This is a genomic window from Cylindrospermum stagnale PCC 7417, from assembly GCF_000317535.1.
Taxonomy (GTDB): Bacteria; Cyanobacteriota; Cyanobacteriia; order Cyanobacteriales; family Nostocaceae; genus Cylindrospermum; species Cylindrospermum stagnale.
Map to the genome: position 1 here is coordinate 4,588,403 of NC_019757.1, position 16,006 is coordinate 4,604,408.

Annotated in this window: 16 protein-coding genes; 9 read left to right on the top strand and 7 right to left on the bottom strand. The window is 43.4% G+C overall.

Going from position 1 to position 16,006, the window contains the following annotated elements:
- On the bottom strand, positions 1–3,741 hold the full coding sequence (gene bchH, locus CYLST_RS19215; protein WP_015209394.1) for a magnesium chelatase subunit H: 3,741 nt from the start codon (positions 3,739–3,741) through the stop codon (positions 1–3).
- Between the two features lie 486 nt (positions 3,742–4,227).
- Between bchH and CYLST_RS19220 the strand changes: the two genes are divergently transcribed.
- The gene (locus CYLST_RS19220) at positions 4,228–5,166 is read left to right on the top strand and encodes an N-acetylmuramoyl-L-alanine amidase (RefSeq protein WP_015209395.1); all 939 of its coding nucleotides are present in this window, start codon (positions 4,228–4,230) and stop codon (positions 5,164–5,166) included.
- Between the two features lie 5 nt (positions 5,167–5,171).
- On the opposite strand, the gene CYLST_RS19225 is transcribed toward CYLST_RS19220, so the two are convergent.
- A complete protein-coding gene (locus CYLST_RS19225) occupies positions 5,172–5,756 on the bottom strand; it encodes an LURP-one-related family protein (protein ID WP_041233171.1) in 585 nt (194 codons plus the stop codon).
- A 213-nt stretch (positions 5,757–5,969) separates the two neighbouring features.
- Here CYLST_RS19225 and CYLST_RS19230 point away from each other — a divergent pair, with 213 nt between their 5' ends.
- From CYLST_RS19230 to CYLST_RS19240, 3 genes are all read left to right on the top strand, one after another.
- Positions 5,970–6,602 carry a hypothetical protein gene (locus CYLST_RS19230; RefSeq protein WP_015209397.1) on the top strand — a complete coding sequence of 211 codons (633 nt, stop codon included), beginning with the start codon at positions 5,970–5,972 and terminating at the stop codon, positions 6,600–6,602.
- A 92-nt stretch (positions 6,603–6,694) separates the two neighbouring features.
- Entirely contained in the window at positions 6,695–7,111 is a 417-nt protein-coding gene (locus CYLST_RS19235; RefSeq protein WP_015209398.1) for a hypothetical protein, read from the top strand.
- Between the two features lie 119 nt (positions 7,112–7,230).
- Positions 7,231–7,863, top strand: a complete 633-nt coding sequence (locus CYLST_RS19240) for a hypothetical protein (RefSeq protein WP_015209399.1) — start codon at positions 7,231–7,233, stop codon at positions 7,861–7,863.
- A 48-nt stretch (positions 7,864–7,911) separates the two neighbouring features.
- Here CYLST_RS19240 and CYLST_RS19245 read toward each other — a convergent pair whose 3' ends face one another.
- From CYLST_RS19245 to CYLST_RS19255, 3 genes are all read right to left on the bottom strand, one after another.
- Positions 7,912–8,880 carry a CHAD domain-containing protein gene (locus CYLST_RS19245; RefSeq protein ID WP_015209400.1) on the bottom strand — a complete coding sequence of 323 codons (969 nt, stop codon included), beginning with the start codon at positions 8,878–8,880 and terminating at the stop codon, positions 7,912–7,914.
- Positions 8,881–9,080: 200 nt separating this feature from the next.
- Positions 9,081–10,574 carry a glycerol kinase GlpK gene (gene glpK / locus CYLST_RS19250; RefSeq protein ID WP_015209401.1) on the bottom strand — a complete coding sequence of 498 codons (1,494 nt, stop codon included), beginning with the start codon at positions 10,572–10,574 and terminating at the stop codon, positions 9,081–9,083.
- Positions 10,575–10,700: 126 nt separating this feature from the next.
- Positions 10,701–11,105 carry an NIL domain-containing protein gene (locus CYLST_RS19255; RefSeq protein WP_015209402.1) on the bottom strand — a complete coding sequence of 135 codons (405 nt, stop codon included), beginning with the start codon at positions 11,103–11,105 and terminating at the stop codon, positions 10,701–10,703.
- 127 nt (positions 11,106–11,232) lie between these two features.
- Between CYLST_RS19255 and CYLST_RS19260 the strand changes: the two genes are divergently transcribed.
- Positions 11,233–11,826, top strand: a complete 594-nt coding sequence (locus CYLST_RS19260; protein ID WP_015209403.1) for a thioredoxin family protein — start codon at positions 11,233–11,235, stop codon at positions 11,824–11,826.
- A 31-nt stretch (positions 11,827–11,857) separates the two neighbouring features.
- On the top strand, positions 11,858–13,168 hold the full coding sequence (locus CYLST_RS19265; RefSeq protein ID WP_015209404.1) for an MFS transporter: 1,311 nt from the start codon (positions 11,858–11,860) through the stop codon (positions 13,166–13,168).
- Between the two features lie 13 nt (positions 13,169–13,181).
- On the opposite strand, the gene CYLST_RS19270 is transcribed toward CYLST_RS19265, so the two are convergent.
- Positions 13,182–13,421 (bottom strand): DUF6737 family protein, encoded by a 240-nt coding sequence (locus tag CYLST_RS19270; RefSeq protein WP_015209405.1) that lies wholly within the window; start codon positions 13,419–13,421, stop codon positions 13,182–13,184.
- A gap of 131 nt (positions 13,422–13,552) precedes the next feature.
- Positions 13,553–14,047, bottom strand: a complete 495-nt coding sequence (locus CYLST_RS19275; protein WP_015209407.1) for a hypothetical protein — start codon at positions 14,045–14,047, stop codon at positions 13,553–13,555.
- Between the two features lie 192 nt (positions 14,048–14,239).
- Between CYLST_RS19275 and CYLST_RS19280 the strand changes: the two genes are divergently transcribed.
- The 3 genes from CYLST_RS19280 to CYLST_RS19290 are packed head-to-tail and all read left to right on the top strand — an operon-like array spanning position 14,240 to position 15,998.
- Positions 14,240–15,157, top strand: a complete 918-nt coding sequence (locus tag CYLST_RS19280) for a protoglobin domain-containing protein (protein WP_015209408.1) — start codon at positions 14,240–14,242, stop codon at positions 15,155–15,157.
- Positions 15,158–15,161: 4 nt separating this feature from the next.
- Entirely contained in the window at positions 15,162–15,593 is a 432-nt protein-coding gene (locus tag CYLST_RS19285) for an STAS domain-containing protein (RefSeq protein WP_015209409.1), read from the top strand.
- The gene (locus CYLST_RS19290) at positions 15,594–15,998 is read left to right on the top strand and encodes an anti-sigma regulatory factor (protein WP_015209410.1); all 405 of its coding nucleotides are present in this window, start codon (positions 15,594–15,596) and stop codon (positions 15,996–15,998) included.
- The last annotated feature ends 8 nt before the right edge of the window (positions 15,999–16,006 follow it).

A 16,006-nucleotide genomic window follows, 5' to 3' on the forward strand; every position in this document is an offset into this window, starting at 1 on the left:
TTACACCGTCACTCCTTCCAATTGTTCATCAGTCAAATCATACAACTGGCGCAATTTATCTAACTTATCTTGATCAGTTTGCCAGAAACCGCGTCCATGTGCTTCTAACATTCTGCCGATGATATTTCGGAAAGCTTCAGGATTAGCTTTGCGTAACTTCTCCGCCATGTCTGCGTCTAAAGCATAGGTATCAGCGGCTTGGTCATATACCCAATCATCAGTAAAATCCGCAGTACCACCCCAACCGATTAATGCCGTCATCCGTTGGGAAATTTCAAAAGCACCACCAGAACCTTGATTAGCCATTGCATCGGCCCATTTGGGATTTAGTAACTTAGTGCGGTATTCCATCCGCAGCAAATCATCTAAATTTCGGGGTGTGGTGTCCTTAGAGAAACTTTCGACAAAGCTAGTTGTTACCTTTTTACCGCTTTGCTTTTCGGCTGCTTTCTTCAAACCGCCAGTGTTGGCGTAGTATTCCTGAATATCAGTTAACCCATATTCTACCGAGTCGATTTCTTGGATAATGCGATCGCTAGTTTTCAGCAATGTCTGCAAAACTTCCGGTCTAGCCTGACCCTTATCTTCCCTACCATAGCTAAAAACATTGCGACTTTGCCAAGTATTCCCCAACTCCTCCCCAGACTCCCAGTTACCATCCACAACCCTGTCATTCACCAAAGAACCAAAATCACCCGCAGGATTAGAAAACAACCGCGCCGACGTATTCTCAACCCCTTGCGCCTTCAAAGCCAAAGCGTGTTTTCTAATAAAATTCTCTTCCTCCGACTCATCAGCATCAGCAGCCCGTTGAAACAAATCATCCAACAACTCGATAATATTCACAAAACTATCCCGAAAAATTCCCGATAGATTCCCCAACACATCGATTCGAGGATGTCCCACATCTCCAAGAGATTTCAACTCATATCTAACAATTCTGCCAGTCCCCTCCTTAACAGGTTCAGCCCCCACCAATTCCAAAAGAATACCTAGAGATTCACCCTTAGTTTTAATCGCATCCAAACCCCATAACAAAACCGCCACAGTTTCCGGATATTTCCCATGTTCATCTAAATGCTGAGAGATCATCTTTCGGCCAATTTCCCTACCTCTTTCAAAAGCCGCAGGCGAAGGCATTCGATAAGGATCTAAAGCATGAATATTCCGCCCCGTAGGCAAAACCCCAGCCCCATCACGCAACAAATCACCACCAGGCGCAGGAAGAATAAACTCCCCATTCAAACCCCGCAAAAGATTTGTTAACTCATCAGTAGATTGCATCAACAAATCCCTAATTTCTCCTTCCTCCTCTTGGCGTTCTTGGCATCTTGGCGGTTCGTTATCCTCCCCAAAATAACCATTCAAATACCCCGCCATTTCCTCCTCATTCGGCGCTTCACCCAAAACATGCAACCCAGAAGAAAACAGCCGACATTCTAGAACTTGCAGATACTCATACAACTTCACCAGATAATCATCAAAAGCATGACCACTAAACAACCGCACATTTTCCGGACTAAAAGTAATCCCCAACCGTTTAGCATCTTCAAAAGGACAATCAGCATCTAAACCAGTATCAACAATCTTCTTACAAATCCCTTCCTTCAGCAGATAATTCTTTTGCGGATCTTCGCGATATTCAGCAATTAAATCCCTTAAAGCCACCAACTCCTTATATAAACCTGCACGACCATAAGGTGGTACATTGTGAGAAATTAACACCCCATAACCGCGACGCTTTGCCAAAATAGATTCAGAAGGATTATTCGCCGCATATATATAGAGATTAGGCAAATTTCCTAACAAAATATCAGACCAAGAATAACCAGTATTACCCAACGGTGAACCCGGCAACCATTCCACAGTTCCGTGCATACCAAAGTGAACTACAGCATCAGCTTGAAAATCATTTTGTAGCCATTTATAAAAAGCAGCATATTGGGGATGAGGGGTTAAATCTCTTTCAAACATTAAGCGCATAGGGTCGCCTTGAATTCCCAAAGGTGGTTGTACACCTATCCAGATATTTCCTAACTGCACACCGCCAATATTAAATTCATCACCATAAGTTTTAATACCCGTTCCCGTGAGAGATTTCCATTGTTTTTCGATGCGAGAAGTGCGGAGATATCCTAACCATTTTTCTAGAGTACGCGCATTCACAGAAGAACCCCCCCTAACCCCCCCGTAAACGAGGGGGGATATGACTCCCTCTCCGCTTGCGGGGAGGGTTGGGGTGGGGTTCTCATCTGCTGCTTTCACACGGCGAATTAATTCTTCGCCATCATCAGGAATATCGCCGACGGTATAACCTTGGTCTTTGAGTGCATGAAGAAATTTTATTAAACTGCGGGGAACATTTAATAATGCAGCAGTACCTACAGCGCCATAACCAGGGGGAAACCCATATAAAATAATCGAAATTTTGCGTTCTGATACAGGTTTTTGCCGCAAAGAAACCCAGCTTTTGACTCTACCAATTAATCTTTGTACTCGTTCAGGAACTAAATAAATTTGTTCACCAACTAAACCGCCGAGGGGGATAGTATCAATTGCCCCGTCTAGTTCTGGTAAGGCATACAAGACTACACTTTGCAGTCCGCCGACACCTTGGCGTGTCCATGAGTAGATATCTTGAATTAGCAGGGGTGCGGCGATAATGTAGGGTATATTTTTAGCGGTAAGAATGCGTTTGGCGACTTCTATTTGCCGCCCTGCTTCCATTGAACCTGCGGGTCCACCGACTAAAGGAAAGCCGATTGTGGAAACGATTGCATCTATTTTAACTGCTTCATTAGAAAGTGAGGGAGTTTGAATATTACCTAGTTGTCGTTGTTGAATTTCGTAGTCGGTTGTCATCCAATCGCGGACTGCAACGTGTCCTTCTACGCCGTTGATAAAGATGGGTAAGGGGATTAATCCGGCTGTTTCAAATTGGCTAATTAGTTGGGGAATGTAGGGTAGTTTGGTAATAACGTGTTTGCGATAAAGAAGAATACCGACTACGGGTTTTATTGATGGAGATCCCCCCAACCCCTCTTGGAAAGGGGGGCTAGTTCTGATCTTCTTTTGGTACCATTCTAAATATTCGCGGGGGGATGTAAAAAACCCTTGATAGTCGGGATGGAGTAATCCCATGTTGGGGGTTTCTAGTGGTGGTGGAATGTCGCCGATTTTTAATTTTAGGTATTTTTCTGCTAGTGTCCAGAATAATGAGGCGACGTTTTCTGGACCGCCTGCATTCCAGTAGCCATAGATAATTAACCAGTTACGTAAGTCTTGGACTTTTTGTACTGGGACGAATTTGAGGAGTTTGGGGCCGATTTTTAAGAAGCTGATATAACCGGCGAGTTTGTCTTCTTCTCTTCCGTTGCTAAATTTGTCGAGGATGAATTTAACTGGTTTGGGCATTCCTTTGGGTTTGTCACCGATCGCAAAATCACCCAGTTTGGTTAAACTCATCAATTCTAAGGCTGACTCGAAGACGAGACGGATGGGGACTCTTTGAAGGCGCTGACGCAACCACATCACTTGATCATAGTCAAACAGCAAGCTGCCGAAGAACACATCTGCGCCTTGGAGTGATGCTTCTACCTCGATTCCCTTGGTGGTAATATCGCGATCGCTAAACACCCGAATATCCAACTCCGGACAGCGAGAGTTAGCCACAAAAGCCGCTTTCCTGTACAAGTCAGCGTTGAACGATTCAAACCCAGCAATCAAGACGATACGTTTCATGCCCTTAATCTAAGAAATATTTCTTTACCTTGATCTTAAACGTCGTTTGGGCTGATGGGGGAATATCTACCTACAGATTTAGCTTAGGGAGAAGTCAATAGGAGAAGTCATCTGAAAAATCATGGCAATTAATCCATTTGACTATATTGGATTTCTTGCAGAAGTCGGGCATCGGTTAAGGGTTAAAGCGCGGAACTTTTTCTTTAACACTTACCCTTTACCATTTCACCACCTCTTGCTAAAATTGCCGGATTACTCCCAATCTTGATAAATCTGGATAAGTGAGTTCTTTTTTTGTTAAAATGCACTAAAACCTGCTCGTTTAGTTCGCTTAAATACCTATTCTCTCTACCAGACTGCTTATGGTGAAGATAATACTTCAATTACCAATTGCTAACCAGCACTTAAACAAAGTGATTAACGGAAGTTGATACTTAGAATTGGCAGCGTTTTGAGCTATTGCGAAAATTATTTCTGGAGCTAAAAATGAAATTTGGAATTGATATTGGGCATAATTGCCCTCCAGACACTGGAGCTAATGGGATTAAGTTTGAGGATAATTTAGTTGTAGAGGTGGGCAATAAAGTTACCGCTAAGTTAAGAAATTTAGGAAATGAGGTGATATTATGTAAGCCAGATAAAGCTGCTTCAGTCCGCGATTCACTAGCCAGAAGATGTGCTAAAGCGAATACTAACAAAGTCGATATTTTTGTCTCTATTCATTTCAATGCCTTCAATGGACAAGCTAATGGCACAGAAGTATTTGCCACTAGCGATACAGGTAATAAAATCGCTAAACCGGTATTAGATGAAATTGTCAAATTAGGCTTTTTTAATCGTGGTGTCAAGAATGGTTCTCAATTGTTTGTACTGAGAAATACAGATATGCCTGCGATTCTCGTGGAATGTTGCTTTATCGATTCGGCAAAAGATATGCGACTATATGACGGCGAAGCAATGGCTAATGCGATCGTTAAAGGACTAACGGGTAAAGTGCCAACTGCTCCTGTAAGCACCGTACCAGATGAATCGCAGAATGCAGATACCAGTATTGTTCGGTTGCAAAAAGCCTTAAATCGACTGAAAATAACCGATAAAAATGGCAAAGTCTTGGCAGAAGATAACGCCATTGGCCCAGCAACAACCTCTGCAATATTAAACTTTCAGAAAATTGTGGGGGTTCTGCCAACTGGAATCGCCGGAAAAACTACATGGGATGTAATAAATCTGATTTTAGCAAAACGAGTCATCCGAGCAAATGCTGGTGGGCCGGTTGTCAGATACTTGCAATATCGTGTGGGTGTTGACCCTGATGGTGTCTACGGGCCACAGACAGAGGCAGCAATTAAGAAATTTCAAAAGCAAAATAGTTTAACTGCCGATGGGATTGTCGGGCCAGCATCCTGGCTAAAATTAATCGGTTAGTTTGACTAACCACGAGTTCGTTCTAAGAGCAGCATCATTAACAAACTTAACAAAACCTGCTGCTCTTCGAGATCGCTAAGTTGATCGACGGCTTTGACGGTAAATCTTCTGGAGAAAAAAGAGGCTTGTTTCTCCAAACGCATCACCACCGTGCCATCATCCCGGCTCACTAGGTAAACTGGATTGAACACATAACCTGTAAAAATGCCCACAACTGGGATTTCTGCAAAGAGAGCATCGGCAACTTTTACCCAGGGATTTTTCTCCTGGATGTTCAAAATTGCTGTGTCACCATCAAATATGTCATAGCGGGCACGCCAAAGAGATTTCAACCCCCGTCGTTTCACTGAACCTATATAAGCGCCGTTGCTGTCGGTGAAGTCATAGCGGGCCGAGAAATCAATAATTCGATCAGCGTTGATGTAGTATTGGGGGCGGGTTTGCTCACTATCAGCAAAGATCGTGATTGCTTCCTTGAACTTGAAGAGTTTCTGTTTGACGTAGAAAACCAAATTGCTTTGACTGTCAACAACGGATATTTGGGGCGCAAATGCCCAGAGCTTGAAAGTGAATTCGAGCGGATACTGCATAGGTTTACGGAAAGACTCCCCATTTCTCACCCTATTTATCCCATTTTTGTGAGCTAAATAACATTTAGGGAATCGGGATTGGGGATTTGGGAAGAGGAACTAAAAAAATTTGGTCAGCGAGTGCATAAACAAAAGCAGGTCAACCTATTGAGTCAGTGAAGGGGTTGGAACCCAAAGATAAACACTCTTTTCTGAAATTTTAGGAGAAAGACCATGAAATTCCGTAACTTAACTAATTCTTTGCTAACAGTTACCGCACTTCTGGCTACTACATTACCTGCTTTCGCCGGGCCCTTTGACCTCAAGCCTGGTATTTTCACCCCTGTCACCCCTGGTGCAGCCGTGGGTAATGGAACTCCTAGCACGCCTAGCAATCCAAATGGGAATACTGAAGTCCAAGGATTAGGTGATCATCAATCTTGGGTTGACCCGAAAACTTTAGCAAATGACCCCCGGGCCTTATGTAGCGATGTGGGTTTGGGTAGTAACACCCGCAACAGTGCTAACAAACTTGCTCTTGCCACTTCTACCAGTACTCGTTCTAGTTCTGCCAATAGCCACAATAATGGCGGTGGCGGTGGTGTAAGCTTTTTAGGTATTGGTGTTAGCGGTAGTGGTTCCAGTCAAGGTAGTAAAAATAATAGCGAATCTAGCGATCGCCGCAACAACCGCACAGAAGAAAACAGCAGCGCTTCCTCAACAGTAGTTAAAGGCAGGAATTGCGATGCTTTCGTTAATTCCGCCGCCGCCAGAGACATGAACTACGAAGACAACCTCACTCGCCGCTATGAAATCAAAACTGGTCGTCAGGGACAGCAAGTGAATCAACTGCTAGAGAATAAATAATTATTGGTTAATTTTGGATTTTGAAGCTGCCAGGGTTTGCTATAGGTCTGCGCCCTGGCTATTGCTTTATTAGAGGAAAGGAGCAACCACGAATGAGAAACCTCAGAGGAGGGGGAATTATTGCCCTCACGACAATTTTGTGTCTGTCCATCACATCTTTAGCGATCGCTCAAACGCCAGCTCGAAAAACTCGTAATTCCCCAATTTTGCCATATCTGCTAGATAATCCTCACGATAACTCAACAGTGCGGGTGCGTTGTCTGCCTAGAGATAGACAGGAAACAGACAGGCAGCGACGTATTATCAGAGATAGCCTGCTGCAACCAACGCCAAGCTATCCGCCAAACACTGTCACTATTGAAATAGAAGGAAGTTGTCGCAATGTTAGAGTTCGGGTTCAAGGTGACTCAGACTTTTTGGACTCTCCAATCTATCAACCCTCTGAATTTGACGACGACTGGCTCAACCGTCAAGGTTCGGGATGGTATTGGCACAGAAATGGCCGCTAAAATTTTCTTTGCTTGTTTTCTACAACCAAACTGCATAAACCAAAAACGACAAACCTATTGATTGTTAACCGAGGGATTCAAACCTCGAAAACGCAATCACATCAAAGGAATAAGCAGTTATGAAAACGCAAATGTTGTTGAGCCTTGCCTGTTCTCTGTCTTTGTTGGGTAACGTTACACTACCCACTTTTGCCCAATCAGTTCCAACCCAGCCCTCAGAAGTCAGTCAAGAAATTACCATCCCTCAAGATACAGCGGTTATCGTCTCATTTCCAGCACCTGTTACCGTAGATGTCGGGCAAAAAAAAGACTATCCCCTGACAGTACCTTTAGCAAGTGCAATTAAAGATAATCAAGGTAATGTGATAGCACCAGAAAATACCCCTGTAACCATTGTGCTGCAACCCACTAAAGGGGGCGCTAAAATTGTGGCACAGTCATTGGTAATCAATGGACGAATTGTCTCAATTAAAGCATCGAGTCTGATGATTCCTGGTACTACTATTACCCATAAGCGAGCTAATGATAAAGCTGTGGAAAATGGTTCTGTTTGGGGGAGGATTGGCGGAAGTACCTTAGGCTTTTTAAATCAAGGCGATCCTGAGCAGTTTGACCGAGGAGCAATGCTAGGAAGTGCGGTGGGACTGGTTTCTGGCTTGCGTTCCGCAGAAAATACCCGTGTTGTGCAGATTCCCCAAAGTAGTGTTTATGTGTTATCACTTGAGGCTCCGATCAACTTATCTCCTCGCTAATCCAAGCCTCAATAGATCTGGCAAAACTTACTTTTGAATTTTGAATTTTTACAGGGGGTGCAGTATTGTTAAATGAAAGCTATGTCTGGTTTCAGCTTTCAGATACCGCTCTTGTATTGGTTGCCACTGCTGCCACAATTGATAACGATTTTCTGCTAATAAATTAGTTAGCCCACTTAACTGAGTGCGAGTTTCTGACTTAAAAATATCTAAGAGCCACTCAGCTAAAACCATACTATCTTGCAGTGAACCTAAAATTTCTTGAATACTTTTGACTTCGGCGATATGGGCTGCAAAAGATTCACCATATAATTCAGTAAATAACTCCATTTGGTAGCGGACACGTTTGGCTTGTTTCCGCAAATCATGAAGAGTTGCGCCTTGAGTTGCCAATTGTTCTTCTAGTTTTTCTGCTGTCCAATCGGCGGGGACTACTACCTCTGAGTCTACAATTTGAGTACCAATTAGCCAACCCGGATGCAACAATAAACTACTTACTTCTGGTAAAAGTAAATCTGGTAGGACTTGTTGAATTGGCAAAGATGCTAAAGGTTGATAACTGGGTTTATCTAACCAATCCTGAAATCCTTGTTTGAGTGATTTGTAAGTTTCATCCTTTAATGTTTTCTGCACCTTGGCAAGTTCAATTTCACGTTGTTTAGCTAAAGCGGCAAAGGCTGTTTCTAGAGATTCTTGTTCTTTACGGCGTAAATGTGGTTTGTAATTGGTTTCTAAAGCTTCTTTTAGTACATCCAAATCTCGGAGATTTCCCAGAATCCGGGCAATTTTAGCAATTCTTTTCTCGCTGATCGGTTTCGATAAATCCAAAGCCAGCCCAAACCTAGTTATATCAGTACGTAAGCGACGCATCCCTACTCGCATTTGGTGCAGTGCTTCTGGATCTTCATCTTTCTTAACTGATTTTTCCCACTTCCAGGTTTTATTCAAATGTTTTTCAATCGCCTGGTATGCGTAATCCCCTAGAGTTTTTACTGTTGTTTTTGTGGTTACTTTCATAATTGATAACAAGGAAATACTTAATCTGATGCTTGCATAATAGCATTAGAAAAAAATTGACATTTATCCTTTAATCGTTATTTTTATAACTAAGACTGATAGCGGTAAGGTTTGATTACAAGATTGTTGCATATATCACATTACGGTTCAGTTAAGGCTAAAAGCAGGGCGGAATGTAGGTTAGAAGCCAAGGTTTACACCTATATCCAATCAAAGGTTTTAGTAACAGCTTTCTTCCAAAGAGTATAATAGCTTTCTCTCTGTACAGCATCCATTTTCGGTTGCCAAGTCTGGTCTAAAAGCCAATTATCAGATAATTCCTCCAGACTACCCCAGAAACCTGTTGCCAACCCAGCAGCATAAGCTGCCCCTAAAGCTGTAGTCTCCGCTACTTGGGGACGAATCACTGGCACACCTAGCACATCGCTTTGAAATTGCATCAGCAGGTTGTTGTAAACCATCCCACCATCTACCTTCAAAGCAGTTAAATTTATCTGTGCATCTTCTCTCATGGCATCTAAAACTTCACGAGTCTGCCATGCTGTTGCTTCTAACACGGCACGGGCAATATGACCTTTATTTGTGTAGCGGGTCATACCCACCATTGCACCTCTAGCATCACTGCGCCAATAAGGAGCAAACAACCCAGAGAAAGCAGGGACAAAATAAACGCCACCGTTATCTGTAACTGTGCTGGCTAATGCTTCTACTTCTGCACTGCTTTGAATCAGTCCCAAATTGTCACGCAACCATTGGACTAGAGCACCTGCGATCGCAATACTACCCTCCAAGGCATAAACGGCCGGAGCATCACCCAACTTGTAAGCTACGGTTGTCAGTAAACCATGTTGGGAAATCACTTGTTGCTGGCCTGTATTCAGCAGCATAAAGCAACCTGTACCATAGGTATTTTTGGTTTCACCTACCTGAAAACAAGTTTGTCCAATCAATGCAGCTTGTTGATCACCTAAGTCAGCAGCAATGGGAACTCCTGCAAGAATGCCTGTAGCCTTGCCATAGATGGCTGATGAAGGGCAAATTTCCGGCAGCATTTGCCGGGGAATACCCATAATCTCCAAAATTTCCGGTTCCCAGTCCAGAGTATTCAAGTTCATCAGCAAGGTACGACTGGCATTGGTAACATCAGTAATGTGCAAACCGCCTTGTGTACCACCTGTTAAATGCCAAATCAAAAAGGTGTCAATTGTGCCAAAAAACGCGTTACCATTTTCAGCTGCGGCTTTTAATCCTGGTACGTTTGCCAATAACCACTTAATTTTGGGTGCGCTGAAGTAAGTAGCAAGTGGTAAACCAGTTGTGGCGCGAAAATGGTCTATACCACCATCTTCTGCTAGTTGATTACAGATGTGGTTCGTTCTGGTATCTTGCCAGACAATGGCATTGTAGTAAGGTTTGCCTGTTTTCTGATCCCAAACTACTATTGTTTCGCGCTGATTAGTAATGCCAACGGCTGTAATCTCAGCAACCGAAATATTACTCTGCTCTAAGGCATCTTTAATCACAGTTTGAGTGCATGACCAAATTTCTTCGGGGTCGTGTTCTACCCAACCAGGTTGAGGATAAATCTGCTGATGTTCTTTTTGTGCATAGCCAACTATTTTACCCTGCTTATCAAAGATGATGAAGCGAGTACTGGTCGTTCCTTGGTCAATTGCAGCTACGTATTTGGTCATGGGTTTATGTTGATTGGCTATGCACTGTTGAGAGATTAAAGTTCCCAATATTGAGGTTGTGGTATTTGGGTATGCTTGGGTTGCGTTTTGCCGGCAAAATTTTTGAGTTGATCTGTTCTGGCTAAACTAGAGATTAGTGGAGATAGCCTGCACCGGACAGGTGGGAATACACTGTTCGCAGACGATGCAGCGCGATCGCGTGAATGTGAGTTTATATGTCTCTGGGTTAAGGGTGAGGGCTTCGGTGGGACAAACTCCAGTACACAATCCACAGTCAACACAGACATCTTGATCAATCGCTATTTCGCCTAAGGTATGGGAAACATTGATATGCTGCGATCGCATCCACTCAATCGCCGCATCTAACTGATCGATGTCCCCAGCTAGTTCCACAACTAATTTGCCAACTTGATTTGGGGCAACTTGAGCGCGGATAATATTGGCAGCAACGTTGAAATCTTTTGCTAGTCGGTAAGTGACTGGCATTTGAATGGCGCGTTTGGGAAAGGTGAGCGTAACTCGTTTTTTCATGGGTGGGAAAGTTAGGTTGTGTTTTTCTTGTAGCGTATTGGACGTTTTCCGGAACGGCAGAGGACGTAGAGAGGCAAAGAGTTAAACTAAATAATGACAGCGCTTAATATCTTTTAATAAATTTGTGATGACTACAGATACACCTGTGAACTCTCCCACCAAGCCGGAATCTACATTTGGGCAGCGTTTGAGAAATTTCTTAATTGCCATAGTAGCGATCGCCCTCAGCGTAGCTTTATTTGTGGGACTGCGAGCCGAAACCACCTCTGTTTCCCTGTCTAAGTTAGATCAGGCTTCTACACCCCTAGAAGTAGCCATGACCAATGGCAAGCCTTCACTGGTAGAGTTTTATGCTGATTGGTGTACTGTCTGCCAGAAAATGGCGCCAGACATGGCCCAACTAGAAACCCAATATGCTGACAAGCTAAACTTCGTGATGCTGAATGTAGATAATAACAAATGGCTACCGGAAATGCTCAAATATCGCGTAGATGGCATTCCGCATTTTGTGTTTTTGGGTAACAATGGGGAAACCATAGCCGAAGCGATCGGCGAATTACCGCGCACAGTCATGGCAGGCAATTTAGAGGCTTTAGTTACCGGTTCCACTCTCCCTTATGCTCAAGCCAACGGACAAGTTTCCAAATTCTCAGCCCCAGTAGCACCAGAAGCCAATCAAGATGACCCCCGCAGTCATGGCAGTCAAGTGGTGCTAAATTAGCAGATAAATTATTTATTTGCTGTAAAACAAAATGCTCCGTCTGAGTCGTTACCAATGGACTGTACTTTTAGCAGCGTGGCTGGGTTGGGGCTTTAATATTTTCAACAGTATCCTATTTAACTACGTCGCTCCCAATTGTGTGCCCACACTTTTGGGTTTAACCATTGGTTCGCCAGAAGCTAAAGCAGCAACGCTTTTCTGGACTGGGCTTTTAACTTCTCTTCTCTTGTTAGGTTGGGCAGCAGGTGGAGTGATTTTTGGTCAAGTAGCCGATCGCATCGGGCGCCGCAAAACCCTCCTGCTAACAATGCTAATCTATGCTTTGGGAACTGCTAGCTGTGCCTTTGCTCCCAACATCTGGGTTTTGATGCTCTGCCGAATTGTTGCTAGCCTGGGTATTGGCGGTGAGTGGGCATCTGGGGCGGCGATGGTAGCGGAAGTAGTACCAGAAAACTCACGAGTAGAAGCCGGCGCACTCTTGTATACTTCTGCATCTGCCGGTTTATTGTTAGCCACCTTCGTCAATTTCCAAATCGCCGGGGTGCTATTTGCCGGAAGTCCTGAAACATCTTGGCGCTATGTATTTTTATGTGGTTTGATACCCGCAGTAGTCGCTTTTGCCATCAGCTTGTTTCTTAAGGAACCAGAACGTTGGCAGAGAACAGCCACCACAACCGTTCCCCCTAAACTCGGCGAACTCTTCAACCGCCAAAATCTACCTTTAACTATCAGTAGCTTTTTGATGGCATTGACTGCTTTACTCACCTGGTGGAGTTGTAATGCTTTCATTCCCGTAATTGCTACAGGTTTAGCTCAAACATCTGCGAATGCTCAAGGTTTGGGTAAAAGCGCTACCTTGGCACTAGTTGAGCAATGGAAAGTAATCGCGACTAATAGCTTTAACCTAGGAGGTTTCATCGGCACACTGCTGACAATTCCTGCGGCTAAATATTTGGGGCGGAAGAAAATGTTTGTCGTCTACTTCATTCTCTCATCTGCCGCCATTATGGTGACTTTTGGGCTTCCACTCCCTCCCCAAATTCGGCTGTACCTGTATTTCGCCATTGGTATCAGTGTTTTTGGTGTATTTGGCAGTTTTACATACTACCTACCAGAACTTTTCCCGACAAGACTGCGGGCGACCGGTGCAGGTTTTTGCTATAACATTGGACGTGTAGTGGCAGCTATTGGCCCTTTTTTAGTGGGTGCTATTGCCTCTCAAGGAGCAAATGCCCTGAATAGTGGTTTACAGGTACTCTTTTGGGTGGGTTTTATCCCCCTGTTGGGATTGGCTTTTATGCCTTGGGTAATTGAAACTAAAGGTCAAATTTTGGCAGACTAAAACTCCCAGGCTTTTAACCATCAGGATTTTGATAAGATTCCAAAACACCGCTACGAATCATTAGTTGCGGCCAAACTAACAAGAAAAATCCCATCCACGCCAATAAGGGAATAGCAACGAGAACAGTTAGCCAGATAGTCTTAAATAGTAACCAGCTACCACTAATCAGCGTCACACCTGTGAGCAGTATAGACCAGGGTTGACACCACCAAGGCTTGTAGTTCCACGGACTGAGAGGCTTTTGTTCAGACATTGGGTATTAAAGAAAGGGAATTGTCCTTTAACAAGTTTTAGCGCAAACCCAGGGTAAAAGTGCGATCTGCACCAAAGCAGCGCTTCGGTGCTTTGCGTTTCGCCATCACACCATCAGCCAAATCAAACTCCTCAGCGTCCATCAGGATTCCATTTGGCTAAGGGGATGTATTTGTTTTCCACCAAATCTAGAACCTCGATGACACCACTAGGACTCAAGACGCGAAACCAATAAATCGTGTCTGTAGTTTTATCTGGATGATTTTCAAACACTCGAACTCCATAGTAAGGTGCATCAGCAGTCGGAGAACTATCAACAACAGACGCAACCCAGATACTCCCCTTAGAGAGTTGTCGAATTTCTCTAGCTTTGCGTTGCACTTGCGGTAGCTTCCAGACTAGATTTTGAGCTACTTTTTCATCAAGTCCACTGGTAGTTTGAGCAACCTTCACTGCAATATGTTTGCCTAATCCAGCTACCGCTAGTGAAGAATTTAACCCCGCCTGAACATGCTTTTTGGGACTTTGATCAATGGTTGAACGTCCTAATACCCCTAATACCCCTATCAGCAATAAAGACATCAGCGGGCCAGAGGCTAATTGCTTTGTTAAATTACTCTTAAGCATTTTTATCTACTCTCAGTAAGAGTGTAATATTTTGGCTTGTATAATAACGATACCAGGGCTGTGACCCCCTGGGATCAATATTTGCGATAACTTAGAGGTTTTTTTGGGCAGATAATCCTGCGCTACCGGAATTTCCCTATTTTCCGGAAAAGCAAGTAATACAAAGCTTAACAACGTTCAAGGGTAATATAAATGAATTTTCAGACCAACTATCTCCATACTGCTGGTGATGTCAGAGACTCCTCATCATTACGGCAGTTATATGAAATTTCTGACAGAGATTTAGAGGAAATCAAATCTCTAGAACCATTGATGCTACCGCAGATGGATAAAATGGTGGATGGTTTTTATCGCTGGCTAATGGAGCAGCCTGAATACGAACAGTTTTTTTCTGACCCAAAACTTCTCAAGCATACTCAGAAAATGCAGCGCATCTATTGGGAAAAATTTTTAGCTGGTAAAGTAGACGATGAATATGTTGAGCATCGGCGAGTAATTGGGGAAACTCACGCCCGTATCGGACTCTCCATGACGATGTTTTTTGCCGGCATGACCATATTCAATAACCTCGTTTCTGAAATCATCCAAGAAAAAGGCACTAATGCTAAAAATAAGGTGACAACGGCAGATGCAGTAGCAAAGGTTATACATTTGGATACAGGCATCGTCTGCGAAGTTTACTCGATTATGTCCAACGAGATGATCTCCGTCCAGAGCAAATCATTGATGGAGATGTCTACACCTGTTACCCAAGTTTGGGATGATATTTTGCTATTGCCTTTGGTGGGAATTGTAGACTCTAAGCGGGCTTTAGATATTAGAAATGCTGTTTTAAGTGCGATTTCTCGTACCCGTGCTCGTGTTTTTATTTTAGATATTAGTGGTGTTGCTGTAGTAGATACAGCCGTTGCCAATCACCTAATTAAAATTGCTAAAGCTACCCGCTTAATGGGCTGCGAATCAACACTAAGTGGTATCTCTCCGGCGATCGCTGAAACTATCATCGAACTGGGTATTGATACTGGTACGCTGAAGACTACTGCTACCATGATGGATGCACTAGAAGGAGCCTTCCAGCGTCTGGGACTACGAATTACAAAGACCCATTAAAAATATGAACGGTAGTGATGTTCCGCGCATTCCCTTACAGTTATCCCAAGGTTGTATCGTTGCTTCTATTCAAATAGAAATAACGGCGGAAGTACTTCAGCAGTTTCGCCAAGATATCCTAGAACGGCTCCATACTAACAGAGCTAGAGGTATCATTCTGGATCTCTCAGGTGTAGAGATTATGGATCTCCAAGACTTTGAAACTTTACGACGCACTTTGTCAATGGCAGCAATGATGGGAGTTGAAACGATCCTCACTGGTTTTCAACCAGGTGTAGCATCTGCTTTAGTAGATTTAAATGCCGACATTGATAGCATTTATGCTGCATTAGATATTGATGATGCTTGGCAATTAATGAATAGCCTGCGACCTGTAAATCAGGATACAGAGCTATTATCTGAAAACTCTCATCAAGAAGATTTAAAGGAAAATTAGATGAATCATCCGAACTCAATTTGGATTCCAGTCAAGAGTGAGTCAGATTTGGTGCGCTCAATTGTAGATACCAAAAGAATAGCCAATGAGATTGGCTTTGATAATAATGCTTGCCAAATGATTGCGACAGCGGTTTCAGAATTGTCTCGCAATATCCTTAAATATGCAGGTAAAGGTGAAATTATTATCTCTCCTATACAAAAAGGTTATCGGTTTGGCATTGAAATTACTGCCCAAGATCGAGGATCTGGTATTGCTGATGTGGAACAGGCAATGGCTGATCATTTTAGCTCTAGTGGTACTTTGGGATTAGGATTACCAGGAGTTAAACGAATGATGGATGAATTTGCAATCAATTCTGTGTTGGAGAAAGGAACACGAGTGACAATTAAAAAATGGCGTTAAAACTATTT

What these genes read in the sequence shown, in the direction of transcription:
- glpK (WP_015209401.1), bottom strand. Translation starts at nt 10,574, where the DNA reads ATGACCAAATACGTAGCTGCAATTGACCAAGGAACGACCAGTACTCGC.
- CYLST_RS19260 (WP_015209403.1), top strand. Translation starts at nt 11,233, where the DNA reads ATGACTACAGATACACCTGTGAACTCTCCCACCAAGCCGGAATCTACA.
- CYLST_RS19285 (WP_015209409.1), top strand. Translation starts at nt 15,162, where the DNA reads ATGAACGGTAGTGATGTTCCGCGCATTCCCTTACAGTTATCCCAAGGT.
- CYLST_RS19240 (WP_015209399.1), top strand. Translation starts at nt 7,231, where the DNA reads ATGAAAACGCAAATGTTGTTGAGCCTTGCCTGTTCTCTGTCTTTGTTG.
- CYLST_RS19230 (WP_015209397.1), top strand. Translation starts at nt 5,970, where the DNA reads ATGAAATTCCGTAACTTAACTAATTCTTTGCTAACAGTTACCGCACTT.
- CYLST_RS19225 (WP_041233171.1), bottom strand. Translation starts at nt 5,756, where the DNA reads ATGCAGTATCCGCTCGAATTCACTTTCAAGCTCTGGGCATTTGCGCCC.
- CYLST_RS19235 (WP_015209398.1), top strand. Translation starts at nt 6,695, where the DNA reads ATGAGAAACCTCAGAGGAGGGGGAATTATTGCCCTCACGACAATTTTG.
- CYLST_RS19290 (WP_015209410.1), top strand. Translation starts at nt 15,594, where the DNA reads ATGAATCATCCGAACTCAATTTGGATTCCAGTCAAGAGTGAGTCAGAT.
- CYLST_RS19220 (WP_015209395.1), top strand. Translation starts at nt 4,228, where the DNA reads ATGAAATTTGGAATTGATATTGGGCATAATTGCCCTCCAGACACTGGA.
- CYLST_RS19270 (WP_015209405.1), bottom strand. Translation starts at nt 13,421, where the DNA reads ATGTCTGAACAAAAGCCTCTCAGTCCGTGGAACTACAAGCCTTGGTGG.
- bchH (WP_015209394.1), bottom strand. Translation starts at nt 3,741, where the DNA reads ATGAAACGTATCGTCTTGATTGCTGGGTTTGAATCGTTCAACGCTGAC.
- CYLST_RS19265 (WP_015209404.1), top strand. Translation starts at nt 11,858, where the DNA reads ATGCTCCGTCTGAGTCGTTACCAATGGACTGTACTTTTAGCAGCGTGG.
- CYLST_RS19275 (WP_015209407.1), bottom strand. Translation starts at nt 14,047, where the DNA reads ATGCTTAAGAGTAATTTAACAAAGCAATTAGCCTCTGGCCCGCTGATG.
- CYLST_RS19245 (WP_015209400.1), bottom strand. Translation starts at nt 8,880, where the DNA reads ATGAAAGTAACCACAAAAACAACAGTAAAAACTCTAGGGGATTACGCA.
- CYLST_RS19255 (WP_015209402.1), bottom strand. Translation starts at nt 11,105, where the DNA reads ATGAAAAAACGAGTTACGCTCACCTTTCCCAAACGCGCCATTCAAATG.
- CYLST_RS19280 (WP_015209408.1), top strand. Translation starts at nt 14,240, where the DNA reads ATGAATTTTCAGACCAACTATCTCCATACTGCTGGTGATGTCAGAGAC.